At 68.7% G+C, this 19,716-nt stretch carries 17 protein-coding genes; 8 read left to right on the forward strand and 9 right to left on the reverse strand.

Going from position 1 to position 19,716, the window contains the following annotated elements; all coding sequences use genetic code 11:
• Nucleotides 1-4: 4 nt before the first annotated feature.
• Nucleotides 5-2,434: a DUF2339 domain-containing protein gene (locus tag FB475_RS18200; RefSeq protein ID WP_185759294.1), complete on the reverse strand. Its 2,430-nt coding sequence runs from the start codon at nt 2,432-2,434 to the stop codon at nt 5-7.
• A gap of 106 nt (nt 2,435-2,540) precedes the next feature.
• Here FB475_RS18200 and FB475_RS36830 point away from each other — a divergent pair, with 106 nt between their 5' ends.
• From FB475_RS36830 to FB475_RS18215, 4 genes are read left to right on the forward strand one after another with little or no spacing between them, the layout of a single operon-like run.
• Entirely contained in the window at nt 2,541-2,825 is a 285-nt protein-coding gene (locus FB475_RS36830) for a hypothetical protein (protein WP_185759363.1), read from the forward strand.
• A gap of 4 nt (nt 2,826-2,829) precedes the next feature.
• The gene (locus FB475_RS18205; protein WP_238332207.1) at nt 2,830-3,033 is read left to right on the forward strand and encodes an acyl carrier protein; all 204 of its coding nucleotides are present in this window, start codon (nt 2,830-2,832) and stop codon (nt 3,031-3,033) included.
• A gap of 8 nt (nt 3,034-3,041) precedes the next feature.
• The gene (locus FB475_RS18210; protein ID WP_141857425.1) at nt 3,042-4,283 is read left to right on the forward strand and encodes an AMP-binding protein; all 1,242 of its coding nucleotides are present in this window, start codon (nt 3,042-3,044) and stop codon (nt 4,281-4,283) included.
• A complete protein-coding gene (locus FB475_RS18215) occupies nt 4,276-5,019 on the forward strand; it encodes an SDR family NAD(P)-dependent oxidoreductase (protein ID WP_141857426.1) in 744 nt (247 codons plus the stop codon). The genes FB475_RS18210 and FB475_RS18215 overlap by 8 nt, the downstream gene beginning before the upstream one ends.
• On the opposite strand, the gene FB475_RS18220 is transcribed toward FB475_RS18215, so the two are convergent.
• Nucleotides 5,016-6,482, reverse strand: coding sequence for an MFS transporter (locus FB475_RS18220; protein ID WP_141857427.1), 1,467 nt, complete (start codon nt 6,480-6,482; stop codon nt 5,016-5,018). The two genes, FB475_RS18215 and FB475_RS18220, sit on opposite strands and share 4 nt — an antisense overlap.
• Nucleotides 6,483-6,605: 123 nt before the next feature.
• Between FB475_RS18220 and FB475_RS18225 the strand changes: the two genes are divergently transcribed.
• The gene (locus FB475_RS18225) at nt 6,606-7,196 is read left to right on the forward strand and encodes a TetR/AcrR family transcriptional regulator (protein ID WP_141857428.1); all 591 of its coding nucleotides are present in this window, start codon (nt 6,606-6,608) and stop codon (nt 7,194-7,196) included.
• 22 nt (nt 7,197-7,218) lie between these two features.
• Here FB475_RS18225 and FB475_RS18230 read toward each other — a convergent pair whose 3' ends face one another.
• The 5 genes from FB475_RS18230 to FB475_RS18250 all read right to left on the reverse strand — a co-directional run bounded on the left by FB475_RS18230 (nt 7,219) and on the right by FB475_RS18250 (nt 14,391).
• Entirely contained in the window at nt 7,219-8,427 is a 1,209-nt protein-coding gene (locus FB475_RS18230) for a DUF2786 domain-containing protein (protein WP_141857429.1), read from the reverse strand.
• A gap of 64 nt (nt 8,428-8,491) precedes the next feature.
• The gene (locus FB475_RS18235; protein ID WP_141857430.1) at nt 8,492-9,463 is read right to left on the reverse strand and encodes a GNAT family N-acetyltransferase; all 972 of its coding nucleotides are present in this window, start codon (nt 9,461-9,463) and stop codon (nt 8,492-8,494) included.
• Between the two features lie 26 nt (nt 9,464-9,489).
• The gene (locus tag FB475_RS18240) at nt 9,490-10,524 is read right to left on the reverse strand and encodes an alpha/beta hydrolase (RefSeq protein WP_141857431.1); all 1,035 of its coding nucleotides are present in this window, start codon (nt 10,522-10,524) and stop codon (nt 9,490-9,492) included.
• Between the two features lie 10 nt (nt 10,525-10,534).
• A complete protein-coding gene (gene argS / locus FB475_RS18245) occupies nt 10,535-12,205 on the reverse strand; it encodes an arginine--tRNA ligase (RefSeq protein ID WP_141857432.1) in 1,671 nt (556 codons plus the stop codon).
• A 116-nt stretch (nt 12,206-12,321) separates the two neighbouring features.
• Nucleotides 12,322-14,391: a bifunctional glycosyltransferase/CDP-glycerol:glycerophosphate glycerophosphotransferase gene (locus FB475_RS18250; RefSeq protein WP_141857433.1), complete on the reverse strand. Its 2,070-nt coding sequence runs from the start codon at nt 14,389-14,391 to the stop codon at nt 12,322-12,324.
• A 24-nt stretch (nt 14,392-14,415) separates the two neighbouring features.
• Here FB475_RS18250 and FB475_RS18255 point away from each other — a divergent pair, with 24 nt between their 5' ends.
• Nucleotides 14,416-15,195 (forward strand): Fic family protein, encoded by a 780-nt coding sequence (locus tag FB475_RS18255; protein WP_141857434.1) that lies wholly within the window; start codon nt 14,416-14,418, stop codon nt 15,193-15,195.
• A gap of 276 nt (nt 15,196-15,471) precedes the next feature.
• Here FB475_RS18255 and FB475_RS18260 read toward each other — a convergent pair whose 3' ends face one another.
• Nucleotides 15,472-16,275 carry an HAD family hydrolase gene (locus FB475_RS18260; protein WP_141857435.1) on the reverse strand — a complete coding sequence of 268 codons (804 nt, stop codon included), beginning with the start codon at nt 16,273-16,275 and terminating at the stop codon, nt 15,472-15,474.
• A 416-nt stretch (nt 16,276-16,691) separates the two neighbouring features.
• On the opposite strand from FB475_RS18260, the gene FB475_RS18265 reads away from it, so the two are divergent.
• Together FB475_RS18265 and FB475_RS18270 are read left to right on the forward strand one after the other, a co-directional pair.
• The gene (locus tag FB475_RS18265; RefSeq protein ID WP_141857436.1) at nt 16,692-18,362 is read left to right on the forward strand and encodes a chitinase; all 1,671 of its coding nucleotides are present in this window, start codon (nt 16,692-16,694) and stop codon (nt 18,360-18,362) included.
• Between the two features lie 14 nt (nt 18,363-18,376).
• Entirely contained in the window at nt 18,377-19,270 is an 894-nt protein-coding gene (locus FB475_RS18270; RefSeq protein ID WP_141857437.1) for a helix-turn-helix domain-containing protein, read from the forward strand.
• Here the strand turns inward: FB475_RS18270 and FB475_RS18275 are convergent.
• Nucleotides 19,267-19,716: an aminoacyl-tRNA deacylase gene (locus FB475_RS18275; RefSeq protein WP_141857438.1), complete on the reverse strand. Its 450-nt coding sequence runs from the start codon at nt 19,714-19,716 to the stop codon at nt 19,267-19,269. The two genes, FB475_RS18270 and FB475_RS18275, sit on opposite strands and share 4 nt — an antisense overlap.

Consider the following 19,716-nt stretch of genomic DNA (forward strand, 5'->3'; position numbering starts at 1 on the left):
GGTGTCACGGGCTCCGGGTGCCGGGTGGGGTTGGGGTTCCGGGGGTGGTGGGGGACGAGGGCAGGTTGGTCGGGAAGGTGCCGCTCGGGAACGGGACCGTCGGTTGGCTACCGGTCGGGAGGTTCGGGGTCGGGAGAGTCGGCGTCGTCGGATCGCCAGCTGAACCGCTCGTGGAGGAGGTCGGGAACGAAGGTGGCTGCGTCTGCGAGGACGGCAACGGCGCTGACGGGCTCGGTGTGGGGGGGAAGGGGTTTGTCGGGGGTGGTGGGTAGATCTGGTAGACGCGGACTGTGCCTAGTTGGAAGCGTAGTTCGGTGAGTTTGTCGAGGTTTTTCGGTGGGGTGCTGACTCGCTCGTCGAGGAGCAGCCACTGGACGTCGTACTTCGTGCGGAGGGTTTCGATGGTCTGGCGGGTCGGGTTGGTGAAGACTTCGTCGTTCAGGGCGAGCAGGTCCGGGTTCCAGTACGGCCCTTGGACGCCGGCGGGATAGCTGTCGTCGACCCGCGCCTGGTAGGACCAACCCTCCACCAGCACCCGGCGTTCGGCGTAGCCGGCGATCCAGTACGAACCGGTCCGGCAGTGTGAGGCGCGCGGCTGGTGACAGTGCACGTTGGTGGCGATCCGGTCGCCGGAGCCGGAGTTGCGGCGGATGAAGCGGGCCGCCTCGATCCCGCCCGGTGCGATCGAGTCGTACGACGTGAGCGGCGGCTTCGCGAACCGCCGTACGGACGCGACCGTCGGCGACACCGTCGTACCGATCAGCACGGCCACCGCGATCACCGCCCAGGTACGGCGGGAACCGCGCAGCACCAATCCGAACACGCCGACCCCGAGCGCCGCGATCACCAGCGCCACCGCGAGACTCTGGCCGAAACAGCTGTCCGACGTACACGACCGCGGTGTCTGATGCCGGCCCCAGTAGATCGCGGCGCCCCCGATCGCGGCCGCGACACCGGCGATCCAGTACTGCCGCCGCTCGAGCGAACCGAGGCCCCAGGTCGCGAGCAGTACTCCGAACACGAAGCCGGTGCGCACGAAGAACAGTTGGGTGTCCCCACGATCCGCGAGCAATGACGCCAGCAGTACCGCGGCCACGAACCCGGCGACCAGGAACACCACCATCACGCCGCGCCGCTTGATCAGCAGCACGCCCACGAGCGGCATCAGCCACCCGATCACGACCACCGCCGCGATCACCGGTACGGCTGACCCGCCGCCCATCCGATCCGCCAGGCTCTCGAACGTCGCGCCCGGATCGAACCGTACCGCCGAGGCCGCGCCGCGCACTACGAAGAAGAATGTCAACGTGTACGCCGCCGCGACGCCCACGCCGAGCACCAGCGCCCGAAGGTTCAACCGGCCCGCCCGGACCGTGAGGTAGATCCACGCGACCGCCAGGCCCGTCGCGTACACAGGCAAGGTCGTCGCCTTCGTCAACGCCAGAGCCGCGACCAGCACCCCGGCCGTGACGAACAACCGGAACAGCTGACCACGCGTCGTCCCCGGCCGCCGCCGCAAGAGCAGCGTCGTCACCGCGATCAACGGCAGCAGTAACACCGTCGAGAACGCCTGCGGTGGGTTGGTCAACTGCCCCAGCGAGAACGGCCCGTCCGCGAACACCCGATCCGACACCGCCCACGGCCACGCGACCAGATCGCCACCGGCGACCACGAGCCCGGCGGCGATCGGCGCCGCGACCGCGCGACCGGTCAGCAGCATCCCCACCGCGGCCGCGCCGAGCACAGTCAGCAGGATCCACAGGAACGGCGCCATCCGGTGCGTGAGTACGTCGAGCGGCACGTTGGTGATCCAGTGCGCGGATGCCAGGTGTTCGTACGCCGCCCAGTGGGTCGTCAGCGGGCCGCCGTCGGCGTACGGGATCCGCGGCGGGAAGTGGTGGGTGATCTCGCCCGCGATCGCGAGGTTGTGCGGAGCGTCGGAGTTCGACCGGAGCGCGTCGGGGCCGTTCAGCGGGATCAGGTGCGCACCGACCCGGACGAACCAGGCGGCCGCGACGCCGACCGCGAGCATCATGCCGGCCATCGACCACCACGGCGTCGGCCGCTCGGGGAGCTTGCGGCGCGGCAACGCCCGCCACATCCCGAACGCGAGCGCCGGCATCAGCAGCGCCGCGAACGGCATGTCGAACAGCATCCCGAGCGGATAGACCAGCGCCTCGACGGCCAGCCCGAACGCCGTACCGAGGATGACGTCCGCGCTCAGCCAGCCGACGCCGCCGGTCAGCCGCCGCCAGAACATCGTGCCCGGTACCACGATCACCAGCAGCAGATAGGCCAGGTACGCCGCCGGCATCCAGGGCGGGTGCTCCTGCAGCGCGACGAACCAGGCCAGCGGCAGCACCGGAAGGCTCGCCAACGCCGCGGTCGGCTTGCCTCGTCCGGTCGTCCGACGCCTTCCCGCGGCCCTGATCATCGGGCGATTGTATGAGTCCCACCTGTCGATCCGATGTCCGGTGAGCCGTTTACCGGACAGAACTTCCCGTTTACACTCAGTAATCTCCAGGTCTCGGGAGGTCGCGATGATCGGTCAGCACATCGCCGGACTACCGGTCGAGGAGGTCCTGCTGGCGGCGCTGGCCGCGGCCGGCCCGGTGATCGCGCTGGCGTGGCTCGAGGTCCGCGCGCGGATCAAACGCTTGACGGACCGCCGGCACTCATCAACCTCTTCCGAGGAAGCCGCGCCGGGCGCGGCGCAGCGTGACGGGTTCGGCGCAGGGAGCGTTGGTGAGTGCGGGAGGTCCGGCGCTAGGCTTCGGGACTATGAGTTCGGTGGATCGGAGTCGGGTCAGGGAGTTGATGGGTGAGGTGATGACGGCTCAGGGCCGCGCATTGCCGGCCGACGACACGGCGGATCTCCGGGATATCGGGTTCCGGTCGCTGGACTTCTCCGAGCTGGCCCTCCGGGTGGAGGACGAGCTCGGCGACGAGCTGAACTTCGATGCCCCCGGGCTGCGCCGGATCGCGACGGTCGGCGACGTACTGGATTTCATCGAGCAACTCCAGTCGGCGTGACCGTGCCGATGACTGGGCGCCGGCGCAGCACCGCCCTGATCGGCGACGACAACACCGTCGTCGTCGGCGGCAAGCGGCTGACCTGGCGGACGCTGCCCAAGCTGCCGCAGATCCCGTCGCCCGCGGCGGTCCTCGTCGACAACGGCGGCGACGCGCTCGCGGCGCTGCGGCACCATGCCGTGCACGGCACCGAGTTGCTGGTGGCGACCGAGTCCCGCGTCGACGAGCTGATGCGCGAGGAGCTGGGGGAGTCCGGTTTCGCGATCGTTCTGCCCGATGGGGAAGTCACCCCGGCCAAGCTGAAGCGCGTCGAGGAGGCCGGCCGTGCCTGGCTGCTCACCTCCGGCTCGACCGGCCGGCCGAAGCGGATCGGTCACACGCTCGAGTCGCTGACCACGGTCACTGCAGATCAGCCGCCGCGCACGTGGCTGCTGCCGTACTCGCCCGGTACGTACGCCTGGTGGCAGGTCGTTACCCTCTCGTTGACCCAGCGGGACCAGGGCCTGGTCGTGATCGAGCCGCACGAACTCGAGGACTGGCCGGCGGTTGCGACGGAGCACGGCGTCACGGCCGCATCCGGTACGCCGACCTTCTGGCGGCAGGCGATCTACCGCGACTCCGACGCGCTGGCCGCCGTACCGCTGGAACAGATCACGCTCGGCGGCGAACCGGTCGACCAGGCGATCCTCGACCAGCTGTGCGAGCTCTTTCCGAAGGCCCGGATCTCCTGGATCTACGCTTCCTCGGAGGTCGGCGCGTCGATCGTGGTGCACGACGGCAAGGCCGGCTTCCCGAAGGCGTGGCTCGACCGCGAACCGGACCCGGAGCGGCCGGTGCTCAGCGTCGACCGCGACGAATTGGTGATCCGCTCACCGCACCACGGCGCCGGTCTGATCGGCGCGGTACACACCGGCGACCGCGTCGAGTTCGACGGTGACCGGGTACTGATCACCGGGCGGCTGGACACCGACGAGATCAACGTCGGCGGGTCGAAGGTGTCGGCGGGGGTGGTGCGCAACGTGCTGATGGGCCACCCGGGCGTTTCCTGGGCGCGAGTGTTCGCGCGCAAGGCCCCGCTGGTCGGCCGGATGGTCGCGGCCGAGGTGGTCCCGAACCCGTCGCTCGGCCCGATCACCGACGCGGACCTGGTCCAGTGGTGCTCGAACCGCCTGCCGGACTACGGCGTACCGCGGCGGATCAAGTTCCTCGACGAGATCCCACAGAAGGAAACCCTGAAGAGCGATGTCTGACACTGTGGTGCCGCCCGCGTCGGTCGTCCTGGTCTCCGGCGGATCCCGCGGTCTCGGCCTGGCGATCGTCACCGACCTGCTCGGCGCCGGCCTGAAGGTCGCCGCGTTCGCCCGGACGGTCACGCCCGAGCTGACCGCGCTCGGCGAGAAGTACCCCGAATACCTGCACTACGGCTCCGTCGACGTCAACGACGCCGCGGCTGCGCAGGCGTTCGTGCGCGCGGTCGAGACCGAGCTCGGACCGATCGATGCCTTGGTCAACAATGCGGCCATCGGCCAGGACTCGCTGCACGTCCATACCTCCGCCGACCACCTGGCCGAGATCATCCGGACGAACCTGACGTCGCCGCTGATCCTGACCCGGTTCGTGCTCCGCCGGATGCTGGCGAAGGGGCTCAAGGGCCGGATCGTCAACATCACCTCGATCTGCGCCCAGCGCGGTTACCCGGGCCTGGTCGCGTACTCGGCCACCAAGGGCGGAATGGACGCGGCCACCCGTTCGCTCGCGCGCGAACTGGGTGGCCGCATCCTTGCCAACGCCATCGCTCCGGGGTTCTTCGCGTCGGAGATGTCGGCCGTGCTGGGGCAGACCCAGCTCGACCAGATCACCCGGCGCACCCCGACCGGCCGGTTGACCGAGCCCGAAGACGTCCTTCCCCTCGTCCGGATGCTCCTGCTCGATCAGACCAACCTCAACGGCCAGGTCCTGGTCGTCGACGGCGCCGCGTCGATTTAGTCCGCTGCCACCACCTCGACCGGTTGCGGCGCCGGGCGGAACCAGTTCCACGGGCGGACGGTGACGACGATCATCGCCAGGCTGACGGCGGCGTAGACCAGCGAGCCGATGAAGGCCGCGTGTACGCCGTCGACCAGCACCTCGCGCGGGATCCGCGACGTCGAATTGCGGCTCGCCGTACCGAAGATCGTGACCAGGATGCCCAGTCCGAGGGCGCCACCGACCTGCTGTACGACGTTCAGCATGCCGGAGGCGGCGCCCGAGTCCTCGGGTGCGACGCCCGCGATCGCGCGGCCGACCAGCGGGATGAAGATCATCCCGGCGCCCGCTCCGAACAGCAGCATCGGACCGACCACGTCGTGCAGGTAGGTGGCGTGCGACCCGAGCCGGGTCAGCCAGAGCGTTCCGAGCGTCACCAGCGTGGAGCCGGTCAGCAGCAGTTTGCCGCTGTCGATCCGCGCGACCAGCTTCGGCACGATGCGCGACGCCGTGAACAGCAGACCGGTCATCGGCAGGAACGCCAGCCCCGCCGCGAGCGGGCTCAGCGCGAGCACACCCTGCAGGTACTGCGTCATGAAGAAGAACATCCCGAACATCGTCCCGACCACGAGCAGCATGGTCAGGTACGACGCCGAGCGCACCGGCGAGCGGAACAGCCGCAGCGGCACGATCGGGTGGCTGACCCGCCGCTCGATCAGGACGAACGAGACCAGTAGGACGACGCCGACCGCGAACGCGACCAGCACCTCGGGCGAGGACCAGCCCTTCTCGGCGACCCGGATGAACCCGAACACCAGCGAGGTGATGCCGAGCGTCGAGGTGAGCGCGCCGGCCAGGTCGAACCGGCCGGTCTCCGGCTCGGTCTCGGTCAGCACCCGGCGCGCTGCGAAGATCAGCGCGGCTCCGATCGGCACGTTGATGAACAGGCCCCAGCGCCAGGACGCCCACTCGGTCAGCATGCCGCCGAGCACCAGCCCGACGCTGCCGCCGCCGGACGAGATCAGGCTGTAGTAGCCGAGCGCCTTCATCCGCTCGGGACCTTCGCGGTAGGTGAGCATCAGCAGCGTCAGCGCTGCCGGTGCCGCGATCGCGCCACCGATGCCCTGCAGGACGCGGGCCGCGAGCAGCAGTTCGGCGTTCGGCGCGAGACCGCCGAGCAGCGAGGCGAGCGTGAAGATGCTGACGCCGGTGACGAACACCCGGCGGCGGCCGAGTAGGTCGCCTGCCCGGGCGCCCAGCAGCAGCAGACCGCCGAACGCGAGCGCGTAGGCGTTCTGCACCCAGGACAGGCTGGACGGGCTGAAGTGCAGCGCCTCCCGGATGTGAGGCATCGCGATGTTCACCACGGTGGCGTCGAGGATCACCATCAGCTGGGTGACCAGGATGACTGCGAGTACTACCCCGGGACGCCGGGCAGGCGTACCGGAATCGGCGCCGGCCGGCGCCGCGGTTGTTGCCGACATAGTGCTCCTTACCCCAGAGGGGCTACAGTTGAGAAAGAAAGCGGAGACTTCCTCCGGATACAATACGGAGGCATCCTCCGCTTTGCAAGCGATATTGTTGACGAACCCTCGGGAGGAGGCTGGATGGCGCCGCAACCCATGCCCTGTACACGGCCGACGCGCGCGGACGCGGCCCGGAACTACGACCGTCTGGTGGCGGCCGCCCGGGAGACGTTCGCCGAGCACGGCACCGACACCTCGCTGGAGGAGATCGCCCGCCGGGCCGGCGTCGGCATCGGCACGCTGTACCGCCGGTTCCCGAACCGGACGGCGCTGCTCGAGGCGGTCTACGTCGACGAGATCCAGTCGGTCGTGGATCGCGCGTACGAGTTCGACAAGGAGTTCGCGCCGTTCGACGCGCTGGCCGCGTGGCTGCGCAGCTTCGTCGGCTACGGGCTGTCCAAGAAGAGCCTGTCGCACGAGCTGACGCTTGCCCTCGGCAAGGAATCCCCTTTCTTCGCGGCCTGCAAGATGAACGTCCAGGAGGCCGGGAATCTCCTGCTGGGGAAGGCGAAGCAGGCCGGTGAGGTGCGCCCAGAGGTGGACCTGATGGACCTGCTCCGGCTGGTCGGTGGCATCACCCACTCCCCGGACACGCCGCCCGAGCAGGCGCACCGCCTTCTCGACATCGTCCTCTGCGGACTCAGGCCTGCAGTTGAGACCGTGAAGGGTTAGCCGCGTCCTTCGGCGTGGGCTTTCAGCGGCGGACCTGGCGGCGGGCGTCGAGTTGCGCGTGGTCGGCGGCGGTCAGCCCGGCGTGCCACCCGGCGCCGTTGGTGATCCGCGTCCGCCGGGTCGTCGTGTTCGGGAACAGTTGGGTGAACAACGCGTCCACCTGCTCCTCGCGTTTGGCCAGCACCGGCAGCAGGCGACCCGCCTCCGCTTCTGCTACGGCGGCCTGGGTCGCGGCGGCGGTCTGCTCGAGCCGCTCGCCGATCCGTTGCGCGTAGGCCATCAGGAACGACTGCCGGAACGACCGCGTGCGGGATTCGCCGCGATGGCCGATGTGCTTGCCAGCGGCAATCATCGCGCGGTTCGCCTGCACCAGCAGGGACGTGCTGAGGATCTCGGTGTGCTGCAGGTTGACCTCGGCGCCGACGATCGTGACCACGGCCAGGTCCTCGATCACGACCGTACGGCAGCGGTTCGCCGCCGCGACCGCGCCGACCAGTTGCGCCTTGGCCGAGACGTACGGCGTATCGACCCATAGCCGGCGCCCGGCCGAGTCGTCCGGAAGCTCGTCCTCGGCAGCCTCGAGCAGCGCGTGGTCCAGCGAGAACTTGGCCATCAGCTCCTGCGCCTTCCCGGACAGCGCCTCGGCCTCGTCCGGGAACTCGGTCGCTTCCGCCTTCGCCAGCAGGGCACGGATCCGCGCGAGCATCTTCCCGTTCGCCGGTACGACGGGTTGCGCGTGGCGGACCGGCGTACCGGGCAGGGGATAGAGGCGGGCGAGCACCGGCAGCGTCTGCAGGAACCCGGCCAGCGACAGGGCGTGATGCAAGGTGAGGTAGCGGCCGACGCGCGCGGCGGCGCTCCAGTCGGTCAGGCTCAGCGCGGCGAAGGGTTGCGGCACACCGAGGTCGGTCAGCTGGGCGAGCCAGTTCGGATCGATCGTGGCGGCTTTGTAGGCCACGTGCTCGGCGGAGATCGCGGCCAGCAACAGGGGCTCGACACCCGAGTCGAGACTGCGGCGTCCGTGCTGCACCACGTCGGCCGGCGCCCAGCCGCGTTCCCACGTCGTGCGGAGCAGACCGGTGAGGAACACCTGCAGGCAACGGTCCACCTGCGCCTGGTCGCGTTCGTCGTACGCACCCAGGCGTGCCAGTTCCGTATCCGCCCGGTCGTCGCGCAGGGCAACGACCGCGGCCGCGATCGGCAACTGCTGCAGGATCTCCTCGTCACTCACGCCGTCGAGTCTGACATCGAGCGAAGCCCTACCCAAACGGGAATCCGCGTCCCTGTGGATAACCTCAGGCCAGCGGTAGCTGGTAGCTGACGAACTTCTGGTGGGTGGTGAAGCCGAGGTTCTCGTACAGGCCGAGCGCGCCGGTCGGGTTGTCGGCGTCGACGCCGAGGGACGCCCGCTGGTAGCCGGCCTGTGCGGCCTCGGTGAGGACCTTCGCCAACGCCGCGCGCGCCAGTCCGCGGCCGCGGTACGCGCGCCGGGTCCCGACCTGGCCGATGTACAGCTCGCGGACGCCGGTCGCCTCGGTGCTGGCCACCCACTCGAAGCAGTTCACGTACGACGCGACGGTCGCACCGTCGAGTACGTAGTACGACTGGTCGCCGCGGAACGCCCGGGACCCGATCGACCGGGACCGCCAGAGCTCCGGCGTCGGCGGCGTCCAACCCCAGTGGTCGGAGAACGCTTCGTAGTGCGCCAGCCGGAGCTCCTCGTCGTGTGCGGCGTCGTACGACGTCAGCTGCAGGTCGTCCGGTACCGCTACCTCAGGGATCGGCTGGTCGAGCGGCCGGCGCATCTCGAAGAAGTACCGCTCGGGTTTGAACCCCAAGCCTTGGAGCAGGGCCGTCGCGCCGGCGTTCGTGCCGGCGGCGCCCACGGTCACGTAGCCGGGAGCCTCCGGATGCGTCTGGGCGTGCAGTCCACCGGCCCGGGTGATCAGCCACTGCATCAGCTGCGTGCCGAGCCCGCGCCGCCGCCACTCGGGGTGGACCGCGCCCTCCACCCGCACCCGGTCGACGTCGACCACGGTCTGCTGGGCGTGCGCAATGCCGTAGCCGATCATCCGCCCGCCGGCCCACAGCGCGATGCTGTCCTGCGCGAGGTTGACGCCCGGCCGCCGGAAGCTCTCGGCGAAATCCTCGGCGCCGAAGTTCTCGCCCTCCTGGTCGACCTTCTCCTTGGCGGCGAACATCTCCGCGAATTCCTCGACGTCGTCCAGCGTCAGCGGCCGCGCCGCGATCCCCTCCGGCCAGTTCATGGCTCGACCGTACGGCGTACAACCGGTCAGAGCACGCCAATTTGCTCTGCGAGCCAGCGCACCGCCATCGGGTACCGGTACTCGATCCCGCCGTGGGTGCCCTCGAACAGCTCGAAATGGATCCGCGCATCCGGTACGCCGGCCTGCTGCGCCGCACGGTGGAACGCGGTCGCGCCGAGGTCGAGGTAGTACTCGTCCTGGCGGCCGGCGTCGATCCACACCGCGCGCAGCGAGCGGAGCGCCTCCGCGTACTGCTCCTGCTTCGCCATCTCCACCGGGTCGAAGGACATCCACCGCGACCACACATCCGGAACGACCGCGCCGAGCTCGTCGAACGGCAGCAGTACGGTCCCGTCGGGCTCGGCGGAGTACGCCGAGGCATATCCGTACATCTCCAGCAGGTGCAGATCCTCCATCGTGGTCCGGCCGGCGCGGGTCTCGAGGACTTCGAAGTACTTCTCGAAGCTGCCCTCGTACTTGTCCCGCAGCGTCCGCGCCCGCTCCGGGAACTCCGGCCGGTAGCAGACGTCGAACAGCGCATCGCCCGCGTGCGTCGCGAGCGCACCGAACACGTCGGGCCGCATCAACGGTGTGACCATCGCGGTGTAACCGCCGCTGGACTTGCCGGTGATCGCGCGGTGGTCGCGGTCCGGGATGGTCCGGTACGTCGCGTCGATCCACGGCACGATCTCGTCGCACAGGTACGACTGGTACTGCCCGGTGCCGGGCGAGTCGAGGCACTGGCTGCCGCCGTACTTCGTCCACGAGTCGACGAACACCACGATCGCCTTCGGCGCGCCCTCCTCGGCGAACATCGCGTCCAGGAGCTCCGGGTACGGCTGGCGGAACGGGGTGCGGTTGAACCACATGCCGACATGGCCGGTGTAGCCCATCGTCACGTAGATCGACGGGTAGCGTGCGTCGGTGTCGTCGTATCCCGGCGGCAGGTAGATCAGCACGGGCCGCTCGTACGGGTCGCCGAGCGGGTTGCCGCGCAACAGCTCACTGGTGTACGTCGTCTGGTCCAGGCGTCCCTGGTACTCGGCCGACCACGGCAGCATGCGGTACCTCCTACATCGCGTCGGGGGCCTCGATACCCAGCAGGCCGAGTCCATCCTGCAACACTTTCCGGGTTGCCGCGCAGAGGGCGATCCGGCTTGCTCTGGTCTCGCCTTCACTGCTCAGCACCGGGCACTGCTCGTAGAAGGCCGAGAGCGCGGACGCCACGTCGTACAAGTAGGTGCAGAGTCGATGCGGTTGGAGCGTCTCCGCGACCTGCTCGACGGTGGTGGCGAAACCGGTGAGCAGCAGCGCGAGCCGTTGCTCGGCCGGTTCTGTCAGCTGGGTGACTGTTGTTTCCGGCGAAGCTTTTGAGAGCAGCCGGGTGAGCCGGGCGTGCGCGTACTGCAGGTACGGGCCGGTGTTGCCGGTCATCGCGACCATCCGGTCCAGGTCGAACACATAGTCGTTGCCCCGGTCACTTGACAGATCGGCGTACTTCACGGCCCCTACCCCGACCGCCCGTGCCGTCACTTGCCGGTCCAGGCCCTCCCGACCGGCGAGCAGCGCGTCCGCCCGCGCCACTGCGCTGTTCAACAGCTCGACCAGCTTGATCGTGCCGCCTTCTCTTGTTTTGAAGGGCTTTCCGTTCGGTCCGAGTACCGTGCCGAAGGACACATGCTCTGCTGGTACGTCCAGCCAGTGGGCGATTCTCGCCAGCGTGAAGATCATCTCGAAGTGCAGCGCCTGCCGGTGATCGACCACGTACACGATCCGATCGGCGTGCAGCGTGCTCACCCGGTGCCGTACGGCGGCCAAGTCCGTTGCGCTGTAGCCGAATCCGCCGTCGGACTTCCGGACGATCACCGGAAGTGGATTGCCGTCGCGGCCGAGGAATCCGGGGAGAAACGCGCACAGAGCGCCGTCCGATTCGGTGAGGAGGCCTTGTTGCTCCAGTTCGGCGACTACCCGCGGCAGGTCATCGTTGTACGCGCTCTCGCCGACGATGTCGGCTCTGGTCAGGTTGCTGCCGAGCAGCGCGTAGACCGTGTCGAAGTCGTCGAGCGACACGTCGACCATGTGCCGCCACATGGTCCGCGTCTCCGGGTCGCCGGACTGCAGGGCGACCACCCGCAGCCGGGCCTTGTCGGCGAAGTTGCTATCGGCATCGAAATGTTTCCGGCTCCGCTCGTACAGGTGCTGCAATCCCTCCAGATCAAGGGATTCCGCCGCAATGCCTTCCTTGAGGAGCTGCTCTATCATCATCCCGTACTGCGTTCCCCAGTCGCCGACGTGATTCTGCCGGATCACGTCGTACCCGGCGTAGGCCAGCACGTTGCACAACGCGTCGCCGATCACCGTCGACCGGAGGTGGCCGACGTGCATCTGCTTGGCGACGTTCGGCTGCGAGTAGTCGACGACGACCCGCCGGCCGTTGCTGCTGAACGTCTGCGGCTCGTTCACCGCCTTCGCCAGCGTCTGCGGCAGCAGCGTCAGGTTGATGAAGCCAGGCCCGGCGATCGACGGCTGGTGGCACAGGTCGTCGACCTGCATGGCCTCGACCAGGCGTGCGGCGATCTCCCGCGGCGGTTGCTTGAGCTCGTTGCCGATCCGCAGCGCGAGGTTGGTCTGGTAGTGGCCGAACTCCGGCTTGGTGCTCGAGCGCAGCTCGGGATCGTAGGTACCGAACGCGGCGGCGGCAGCTTGGATTCTTGCGGACAGGACAGGCAGCAATGCGGACATGACAAAGTCCTTCGAAAGACGCGACTGGAACAGGTCGAGGTGTTCAGACAGTGCGTCGTCGTCGCAGGCTGAAGCGCACGCGGAGGGCGTGGGACGGCTTCAGGCTGATCGACATGTCAGCCATTATGCACGAAGTACGCCGACGGTGCCGGAGTCCGGTCCGCCAGCGGCACGATCGGCGGTACGTCGGTCTCGCCCAGGAACACCCGCCGGACAACACGTTCGGCCGCGTGCCCGTCGTCGAACTCGCAGAACTTCTCCCGGAACAGCTGCCGGTGCTTGGCCGCCTCGGGTGCGGCGAACGAACCGCTGCGGAGAATCGCGAACAGCTCGTCCGCCGACCGCGCGATCACCCCGGGCGGAAACTCGGTGACGTCGAAATAGGTGCCCTGCCGGTTGTCGTCGTCGACGTGCAGCACGATCGGCCGGTCCAGGTTCGCGTAGTCGAAGGTGATCGACGAGTAGTCCGAGACCAGCACGTCCGCGGCCAGCATCAGGTCCTCGACCGGTGCCTTCGGCAACAGTACGTGCGCGTTCGGGCCGGCCGCGAGCTCCAGCTGGGCCGGGTCGAGCCCGTCGCCGGACGTCGGTGCGTACAGGATCACCAGCTGCGAGTCGTCGTACCCGAGACCGGCCCGGATCGCCCGGACGTCGTCGAGGGTCGCGGTCAGCAGCCGGTCGTTGCGCGGGTAGCCGTACTCGAGTTCCTCGAAGTACGCCGGGTACGTGCGCTCCCAGATCTCCGAGGAGTACCGGTTCGAGGACAGGTTGAAGTCCCAGCGGTCGACCTCGCGCATCAGCTCCTCGACGTCGAGCTCCGGGCTCGTCCGGCGCAGATCGATCCCGACCGTCTTCAGCGGCGTACCGTGCTGGGTCTGAAGGTGGATCTGCCCTTCCCGCTTCTCCAGGTCGGCCGGCCAGTTGGTGTTGCTGACGAAGTACTTCGCCTTGCCGACCAGCTTCTCGTACGCCGGGGAGCCGGTGACGACGTACTCGACACCCTCTGGGATCGCGGCCAGGTGCTCGTTGTGGACCACCCACACACCGCGCAGGTGCGGCGCGAGCTCGGCGGCCTTCTCGTAGATCGCCCGCGGATTCCCGGCGTACTGCGTGAACCCGTAGGCGGCGTACGCGACCAGGTTCGGGTCGAGCTTGGCACGGTGGAGCAGCTTGCCGACGGTCTTGCGCGGGCTCGGCACCTGCAGCATCCGGGCACTGAGCTTCAGCGTGGAGTACGTCGCGTAGTCGTCATGGATCAGCAGCCAGCGCTTGAAACCGCGCGCGGTCCGGTCGGTGCTGTAGCCGTCGGGTTTCCAGCGCTTGGCGAACGCATGCGCGGCGTGGAAGAACTCGGCCCGGTCGTCGGGGGCGATCCGCTCGGGCTTGGCGAGGACGGCGAGGATGTGGTCCAGGGACCGGTCGAAGGCGAACCGGCGCCAGCCGGCCAGCTCCGGATCGGACTGGATGAATGCGTGCACCCGGTCGTACTGGTCGAAGATGTCCCACTGCCGGCGGCCGCCGGTGGCATGGATGTTCCCTCCGGTGCGGTGCTGGCGGTAGTGCACGACGATCCGGTCGAGGGTCGCGATCCGCTCGGCGGTCAGCATCGTCGAGTACGTCCAGGGGGCGTCCTCGTAGAAGCCGGACGTGAACGCGAACCCGTGCCGGGTCAGGAAGGCCCGGCGGTACGCCTTGTTCCAGACCACCTCGAGGAAGGTCAGGAAGATCGGGCGCTCGGCCGCGGTGAACACGCCGGCGCCCTCGCGCGCGAATGCGTCGTGCCGCTGGCTGCCCAGCACCCGGCCGTCCCAGAACATCCGCTCGTAGTCGAACATCACGATGTCGGGCTCGTTGGTGGCATCGATCCGTTGGGCGATCGCCTGGAGCGAGCCCGGTGTGTAGCTGTCGTCGGCGTCCAGGAACAGCACGTATTGCCCGCGGCATTCCTTCAGCCCGGCGTTGCGGGCCGGGCCGAGGCCGACGTTCTCGTCCAGGTGCACCGCCCGCACCCGCGGGTCCACCGCGGCGTACTCGTCCAGGATCCGGCCGGAGCCGTCCGGATCCGCGTCGTCCACCCCGATCACCTCGAAGTCGGTGAACGACTGCCCGAGCACCGAGTCCAGACACGGCCGCAACCACGCCCGCGAGGCATGGCAGGGAACCACGACACTGAACTTTGGGGCCATGCCTCGTCATCTTAGAGTCAGGGCATGAGTGTTGATGTGTTCGAGCCGTTGGCGGGGCTGGAGGGGGTCGGGTCGGCGGCGCGGGCGGCTCGGGACGCGGTCGACGTACTGCTCCGGGACCGTGGTCTGCGGCGGGTCGGTTCGGACATGACGGCGGAGGCGCTGCTGCGCGGCGCGCACGCCTCGGCCGCGCTGGCCGGCAGTACGGCCTCGCCGGACGACGTACGGCGAGGTGCCGCCGACGGGCTCGCCACCGGAGCCGTACGGATGACCGGCGAGCTGATGGCGCTCGCGCCGCAGGTGGACAAGTCGCCGGTGCAGGTCTGGACCAGACTGCACCAGTTGGCTGCGCTCGACCTCGCGCCTGCCGCGGAACTCGGCCACGTGCGGACGACCGCCGAGCCGATCCCCGACGACATCCCGGGCTTGCCGCCGGCGCCCGGCGCGGACGAGCTGTGGGAGCGGTTGAGCGCGCTCGCCCAGAACCTGACCCGCCCGACCAAGGCGCCGGCGCTCGTGGTCGCCGCGATCGTGCACGCCGAGCTCGCCGTACTGCGCCCGTTCCCGGTCGCCAACGGGCTCGTCGCCCGGGCCGCCGAACGCTGCCTGTTGGTTGCCCGAGGCATCGACCCGGTCGCCGTCACGGTCCCGGAGGCCGGTCACTATGTGTTGCGGGCAACCTATTCATCGGGTCTCACCGACTACGCAGCGCGAGGCTTGACCGGCGTTCGTGATTGGTTGCTGCGATCCTGCGAAGTAGTGACAAAAGGTGCCGAGCTCTCGCCGCTCGCGCCGTCGTCCTGAGCTGCCCCGGAAACGTGCGAACGGCGCTCTCACGGGGAGAACGCCGTCGCTGGCACGTTGGCCCGGGTTACCATGCGTGCACCGGTTTGCCGCCTCAGGACTAGGCCTGGGTCGCGCTGCCCCTTTGGGATGGGCTGGTCGCCGCGTGGGTGCCTGGGTTGTCGTGCAATCTCTACCGGGCCCCAAGGCCCTTTGTTGATTCCTTTGTACTCCTGAAACCCCTTTCTGTGAAGGGGATGCGGCGTCTTCATGGAGTTGAGAACAATGAAGCTATCTTCAGCTTTCGGCGGTTCGCGCGCGCCGCCGGGACGCCACCAGGAACGCTCCCGCGACCAGGGCCGCGACCACGCCGGCGGCTACCGCGGGTCGCCGTACCGCCGGGAAGCCAACCCGTTCGGCGGGCTCGGCGAACTCCAGCACGGGCCAGCCGCGCTCGACCGCGATCCGGCGCAACGCCTTGTCCGGGTTGACCGCGAACGGGTGCCCGACGGCGGCCAGCAGCGGCTCGTCGGTGATCGAATCCGAGTACCCGTAGGAGGATGCGAGGTCGTAGCCCTCGGCCGCCGCGAGTGCCTCGATCGCGGTCACCTTGTGCGGACCGTACGCGTACTCGGCGATCTCGCCGGTGTACTTGCCATCGGCAACGACCATTCTGGTGGCGATCACTTTGTCGGCGCCGAGCATCGCGCCGATCGGCTCCACCACTTCCGCACCGGACGAGGAGACGATCACCACGTCCCGGCCGGCCCGGTGGTGCTCCTCGATCAGGTCCAGCGCCTCGGCGTGGATCATCGGCCGGACGATGTGGTCCAGGGTGTCGGCGACGATCGCCTTCACGGTCGCGACGTCCCAGCCGGTGCACATCGCCGAGATGTACTCCCGCATCCGCTCCATCTGGTCGTGGTCCGCGCCGCCGAGCAGGTAGACGAACTGGGCGTACGCGCTGCGCAGCACGGCCCGCCGGTTGATCAGCCCGCCGGCGTAGAACGGCCGCGAGAACGCGAGCGTGCTGGAGCGCGCCAGAATGGTCTTGTCCAGATCGAAGAAAGCCGCCGCTCGAGCCGTCCCTGGGTCCGCCATGGAGTCGAGAATAGGCAGTCGGGAGAAACGCCGGGGGACCCGGGCTTTTGTGTGGGCCACGATCCCGTTAGACTGGTGAGCAGTGTGACAGTGACACTGGCTGGGAGCGTCCGATCGGACGGGATCAGCACCTGGGTGACACGCCGTCGGTTGAAATCGAATCGAGATGTGTGAAACCTGGTCTTGGGGGGTACATACCCCCTGACAGTGGCAGACTGTCGCCTCCTGAACGGCCCCCGGCTCCTCCCCCCGAGCCCGTGGCCGAAGACGGCCCCCGGTCACCCCCCCGCCGGGGGCCGTCGCCTTTTCCGAGGCAGGCCAAGTACTTGTAAAGATTCTCGTTTTCTGCGCGTGGGAGCGTTCTCACTTTATGCAGGGTCTTGACAATGTAATTGCCTGGTCACACTTTGTTAAGCATGAAACCGCCTGCACACCGCCCCCAGGCAGCGGTCGTCATCAGCCTGCTCGCCGTCGTCATGGCCATCCTGGTCCCTGCCCGCGCCTCCGCCGCCACCAATCTCGTCACGAACGCCGGGTTCGAGACCGGCACGCTCTCCGGCTGGAACTGCCCGGCCGGCGGCGTCACCACATCCGCCCCCCACTCCGGCTCGTACGCCCTGTCGGCGACGCCGAGCGGGAGCGACATCGCCCAGTGCAGCCAGACGATTGCGGTCCAGCCCAATACGGCGTACACATTGTCGGCCTGGGTCAAGGGTTCGAACGTCTACCTCGGGGTGGTCGGTGGTGCGTCGACCTGGACAACGAGTTCCGGCTGGAGCCAGCTGACCGTTCCGTTCACCACCGGCGGCACGGCCTCGGTGACGATCTACGTCCACAGTTGGTACGCGCTCCCGGCGTACCAGGCCGATGACGTCGTACTCGACGGACCCGGCGGGACGCAGGACACCGCGCCGCCGACGACACCGGGTGGCCTGACCGTCGGCAGCCCGACGTCCAGCTCGCTGCAGCTGACGTGGTCGGCCGCCTCCGACGCGAACGGCATCGACCACTACGACGTCGTACGAGGGACCGGCGCCGCGCAGAATGTCGGCACCGTCACTTCGTGGACGGCCACCGGTCTCGCCGCGGCCACGACCTACTCGTTCAAGGTGCGAGCATGCGATCCCAGCGGCAACTGCTCGCCGTACGGCGCTGCGGTGTCGGGCACGACCTCCGAAGGCGGGTCCAGCGGCGGGACCCTGCCCGCGCATGTGCTCACGGGGTACTGGCAGAACTTCAACAACGGCGCGACCGTGCAGAAGATCTCCGACGTACCCGCGGCGTACGACCTGATCGCGGTGGCGTTCGCTGACGCCGACGCGTCGAAGCCGGGCGGGATCACGTTCAACCTGGACAGCGCCGGGCTCGGTGGGTACACCGTCGACCAGTTCAAGGCCGACATCAAGGCGAAGCAGGCTGCCGGGAAGAAGGTCATCCTGTCGGTCGGCGGTCAGAACGGGAGCATCTCCGTCGGTGACGCGACCGCCGCGGCCAACTTCGCCTCGAGCGCGCTGTCGGTGCTGCGGACGTACGGGTTCGACGGGATCGACATCGATCTGGAGAACGGCGTCAACGCGCAGTACATGGGTCAGGCGCTGCGGAGTCTGCAGAGCCAGTTCGGTAGCGGGCTGGTGATCACGATGGCACCACAGACGATCGACATGCAGAGCACCTCGATGGAGTACTTCAAGCTGGCGCTGGCGATCAAGGACATCCTGACCATCGTCAACGTGCAGTACTACAACTCCGGCTCGATGAACGGCTGCAACGGCCAGGTGTACTCGCAGGGCTCGGTCGACTTCATCACCGCCCAGGCCTGCCTCCTGCTGCAGGGCGGCCTGCGTCCGGATCAGGTCGGGCTGGGCCTGCCGGCGTCGTCGCGAGCGGCCGGGAGCGGGTACGTCGCCCCGTCGGTCGTCAACAGCGCGCTGGACTGCCTGACGAAGGGCACCGGCTGTGGTGCGTACAAGCCGAGCTCGCCGTGGCCGTCGCTGCGCGGGGCGATGACCTGGTCGACGAACTGGGACGCGGCGAACGGCAACCAGTTCGCGTCGCAGGTCGGCGGCCACGTGCACGCGCTGCCCTGATCGTGTCGTTGACCATGCACAGCTATCGACCGGCTCCGGTGCTGGCGGCGCTCGGTGTCTGCTCGGAGGACGAGCAGCTCTACCGGGCGCTCCTGGCCCGGCCGGAGTCCACGGCGACCGAGCTGACCTCGTTCGTCGGCTGGCCCGCCAACCGGGTCGGCCGGCATCTCCGATCGCTGTTGTCGCTCGGCCTGGCGTCCCGTACGCCAGGCCGTCCGGCCCGGTACGTCCCCGCCGTACCGGAGGCTGCGGTCGAGCTGCTCGCGCTCCGGAAGCAGGCGGCGATCGTGGAGGCCCGGCTGGGTGCTGCGACGCTCAGTGCGGAGTTCCGGCAGCCGGACGCGTTCACGGTGATCCGTGGGGCTGAGGCAATCGCGCAGCGGATCTACCAGGCGCAGCAGTGTGCGCAGGACGAGGTACTCGTACTGGATCAACTGCTGTTGTCGCGGCGTGATGGCGTGAGGTACCGGATGATCTGCGACATGTCGACGCTGTCGTCGCCCGCCGACTTGGTGGCTGCCCGCTCGTCCGGCTGCCGGATGCTGCGGGACATCCCGCTCAAGCTCATGGTCGTCGACCGCCGCACAGCCCTCCTGCCGACCGGCGCGGAGGTGGTCGTGGAACTCGGGCCGTCGAGCCTGTTGGACGCCCTGCTCCGCCTGTTCGAGCTGTTGTGGCAGCAGGCCAGCCCGTTGAGCCCGGCAGGCTGCGAAGGGCCGCTGACGTCAGAAGACCAGCAGCTGCTCTCGCTGGCCGCGGCTGGTCTCACGGACCAAGCCATAGCCCGTCGTTTGGGAGTTGCGCAGCGGACCGTGGAACGCCGGATGCAACGCATCCTTCGTGCGTTGGACGCGACGACTCGCTTCCAGGCCGGACTGCGCGCCGGCCAGCAAGGACTGCTCGTCTAATCGGTGACGTCGGCCACGGTGGCTGCGAGGGCTTTGGTGAGGGCCTGGGCGTCGACCGTGATGCCCACGCCGTCGTCCCCGCCGCCGATGGAGATCGTGCCGGTGATCCGCTCGTCCGCGATCACCGGCCAGGCGTGCGTACTGCCGAGCGGCGTGATCGTGCCGCGGACATAGCCGGTGACGTCGTACGCCGTGTCCTTGTCCGGCATCGAGATCCGGTTCACGCCGAGCAGCGCTCGCAGCTTCGGCCACGCGATCTCACGGTCGCCCGGTACCAGGACGAACCGGTAGTCGTCGTCCGCGAGCCGTACCACGATCGTCTTGATCAGTCGCGCCGGCTCGATGCCACGCGCAGCCGCGGCCTCCTCCAACGAGTTCACCCGGCCGTGCCTGGTCACTTGGTAGGTGAGCCCTAACTGGTCAGCCGCTTCGGTCGCCTTGGTCAC

The sequence above is a fragment of the Kribbella jejuensis genome (assembly GCF_006715085.1).
GTDB classification, from domain to species: domain Bacteria; phylum Actinomycetota; class Actinomycetes; order Propionibacteriales; family Kribbellaceae; genus Kribbella; species Kribbella jejuensis.

Bases quoted from the DNA above. Each gene is read 5' to 3' on its own strand.
- FB475_RS18260 (WP_141857435.1), bottom strand. From the start codon at position 16,275: ATGGCGGACCCAGGGACGGCTCGAGCGGCGGCTTTCTTCGATCTGGAC.
- FB475_RS18215 (WP_141857426.1), top strand. From the start codon at position 4,276: ATGTCTGACACTGTGGTGCCGCCCGCGTCGGTCGTCCTGGTCTCCGGC.
- FB475_RS18200 (WP_185759294.1), bottom strand. From the start codon at position 2,434: ATGATCAGGGCCGCGGGAAGGCGTCGGACGACCGGACGAGGCAAGCCG.
- FB475_RS18240 (WP_141857431.1), bottom strand. From the start codon at position 10,524: ATGCTGCCGTGGTCGGCCGAGTACCAGGGACGCCTGGACCAGACGACG.
- argS (WP_141857432.1), bottom strand. From the start codon at position 12,205: ATGTCCGCATTGCTGCCTGTCCTGTCCGCAAGAATCCAAGCTGCCGCC.
- FB475_RS18225 (WP_141857428.1), top strand. From the start codon at position 6,606: ATGGCGCCGCAACCCATGCCCTGTACACGGCCGACGCGCGCGGACGCG.
- FB475_RS18220 (WP_141857427.1), bottom strand. From the start codon at position 6,482: ATGTCGGCAACAACCGCGGCGCCGGCCGGCGCCGATTCCGGTACGCCT.
- FB475_RS18255 (WP_141857434.1), top strand. From the start codon at position 14,416: ATGAGTGTTGATGTGTTCGAGCCGTTGGCGGGGCTGGAGGGGGTCGGG.
- FB475_RS18265 (WP_141857436.1), top strand. From the start codon at position 16,692: ATGAAACCGCCTGCACACCGCCCCCAGGCAGCGGTCGTCATCAGCCTG.
- FB475_RS36830 (WP_185759363.1), top strand. From the start codon at position 2,541: ATGATCGGTCAGCACATCGCCGGACTACCGGTCGAGGAGGTCCTGCTG.
- FB475_RS18235 (WP_141857430.1), bottom strand. From the start codon at position 9,463: ATGAACTGGCCGGAGGGGATCGCGGCGCGGCCGCTGACGCTGGACGAC.
- FB475_RS18205 (WP_238332207.1), top strand. From the start codon at position 2,830: ATGACGGCTCAGGGCCGCGCATTGCCGGCCGACGACACGGCGGATCTC.
- FB475_RS18270 (WP_141857437.1), top strand. From the start codon at position 18,377: ATGCACAGCTATCGACCGGCTCCGGTGCTGGCGGCGCTCGGTGTCTGC.
- FB475_RS18210 (WP_141857425.1), top strand. From the start codon at position 3,042: ATGACTGGGCGCCGGCGCAGCACCGCCCTGATCGGCGACGACAACACC.
- FB475_RS18250 (WP_141857433.1), bottom strand. From the start codon at position 14,391: ATGGCCCCAAAGTTCAGTGTCGTGGTTCCCTGCCATGCCTCGCGGGCG.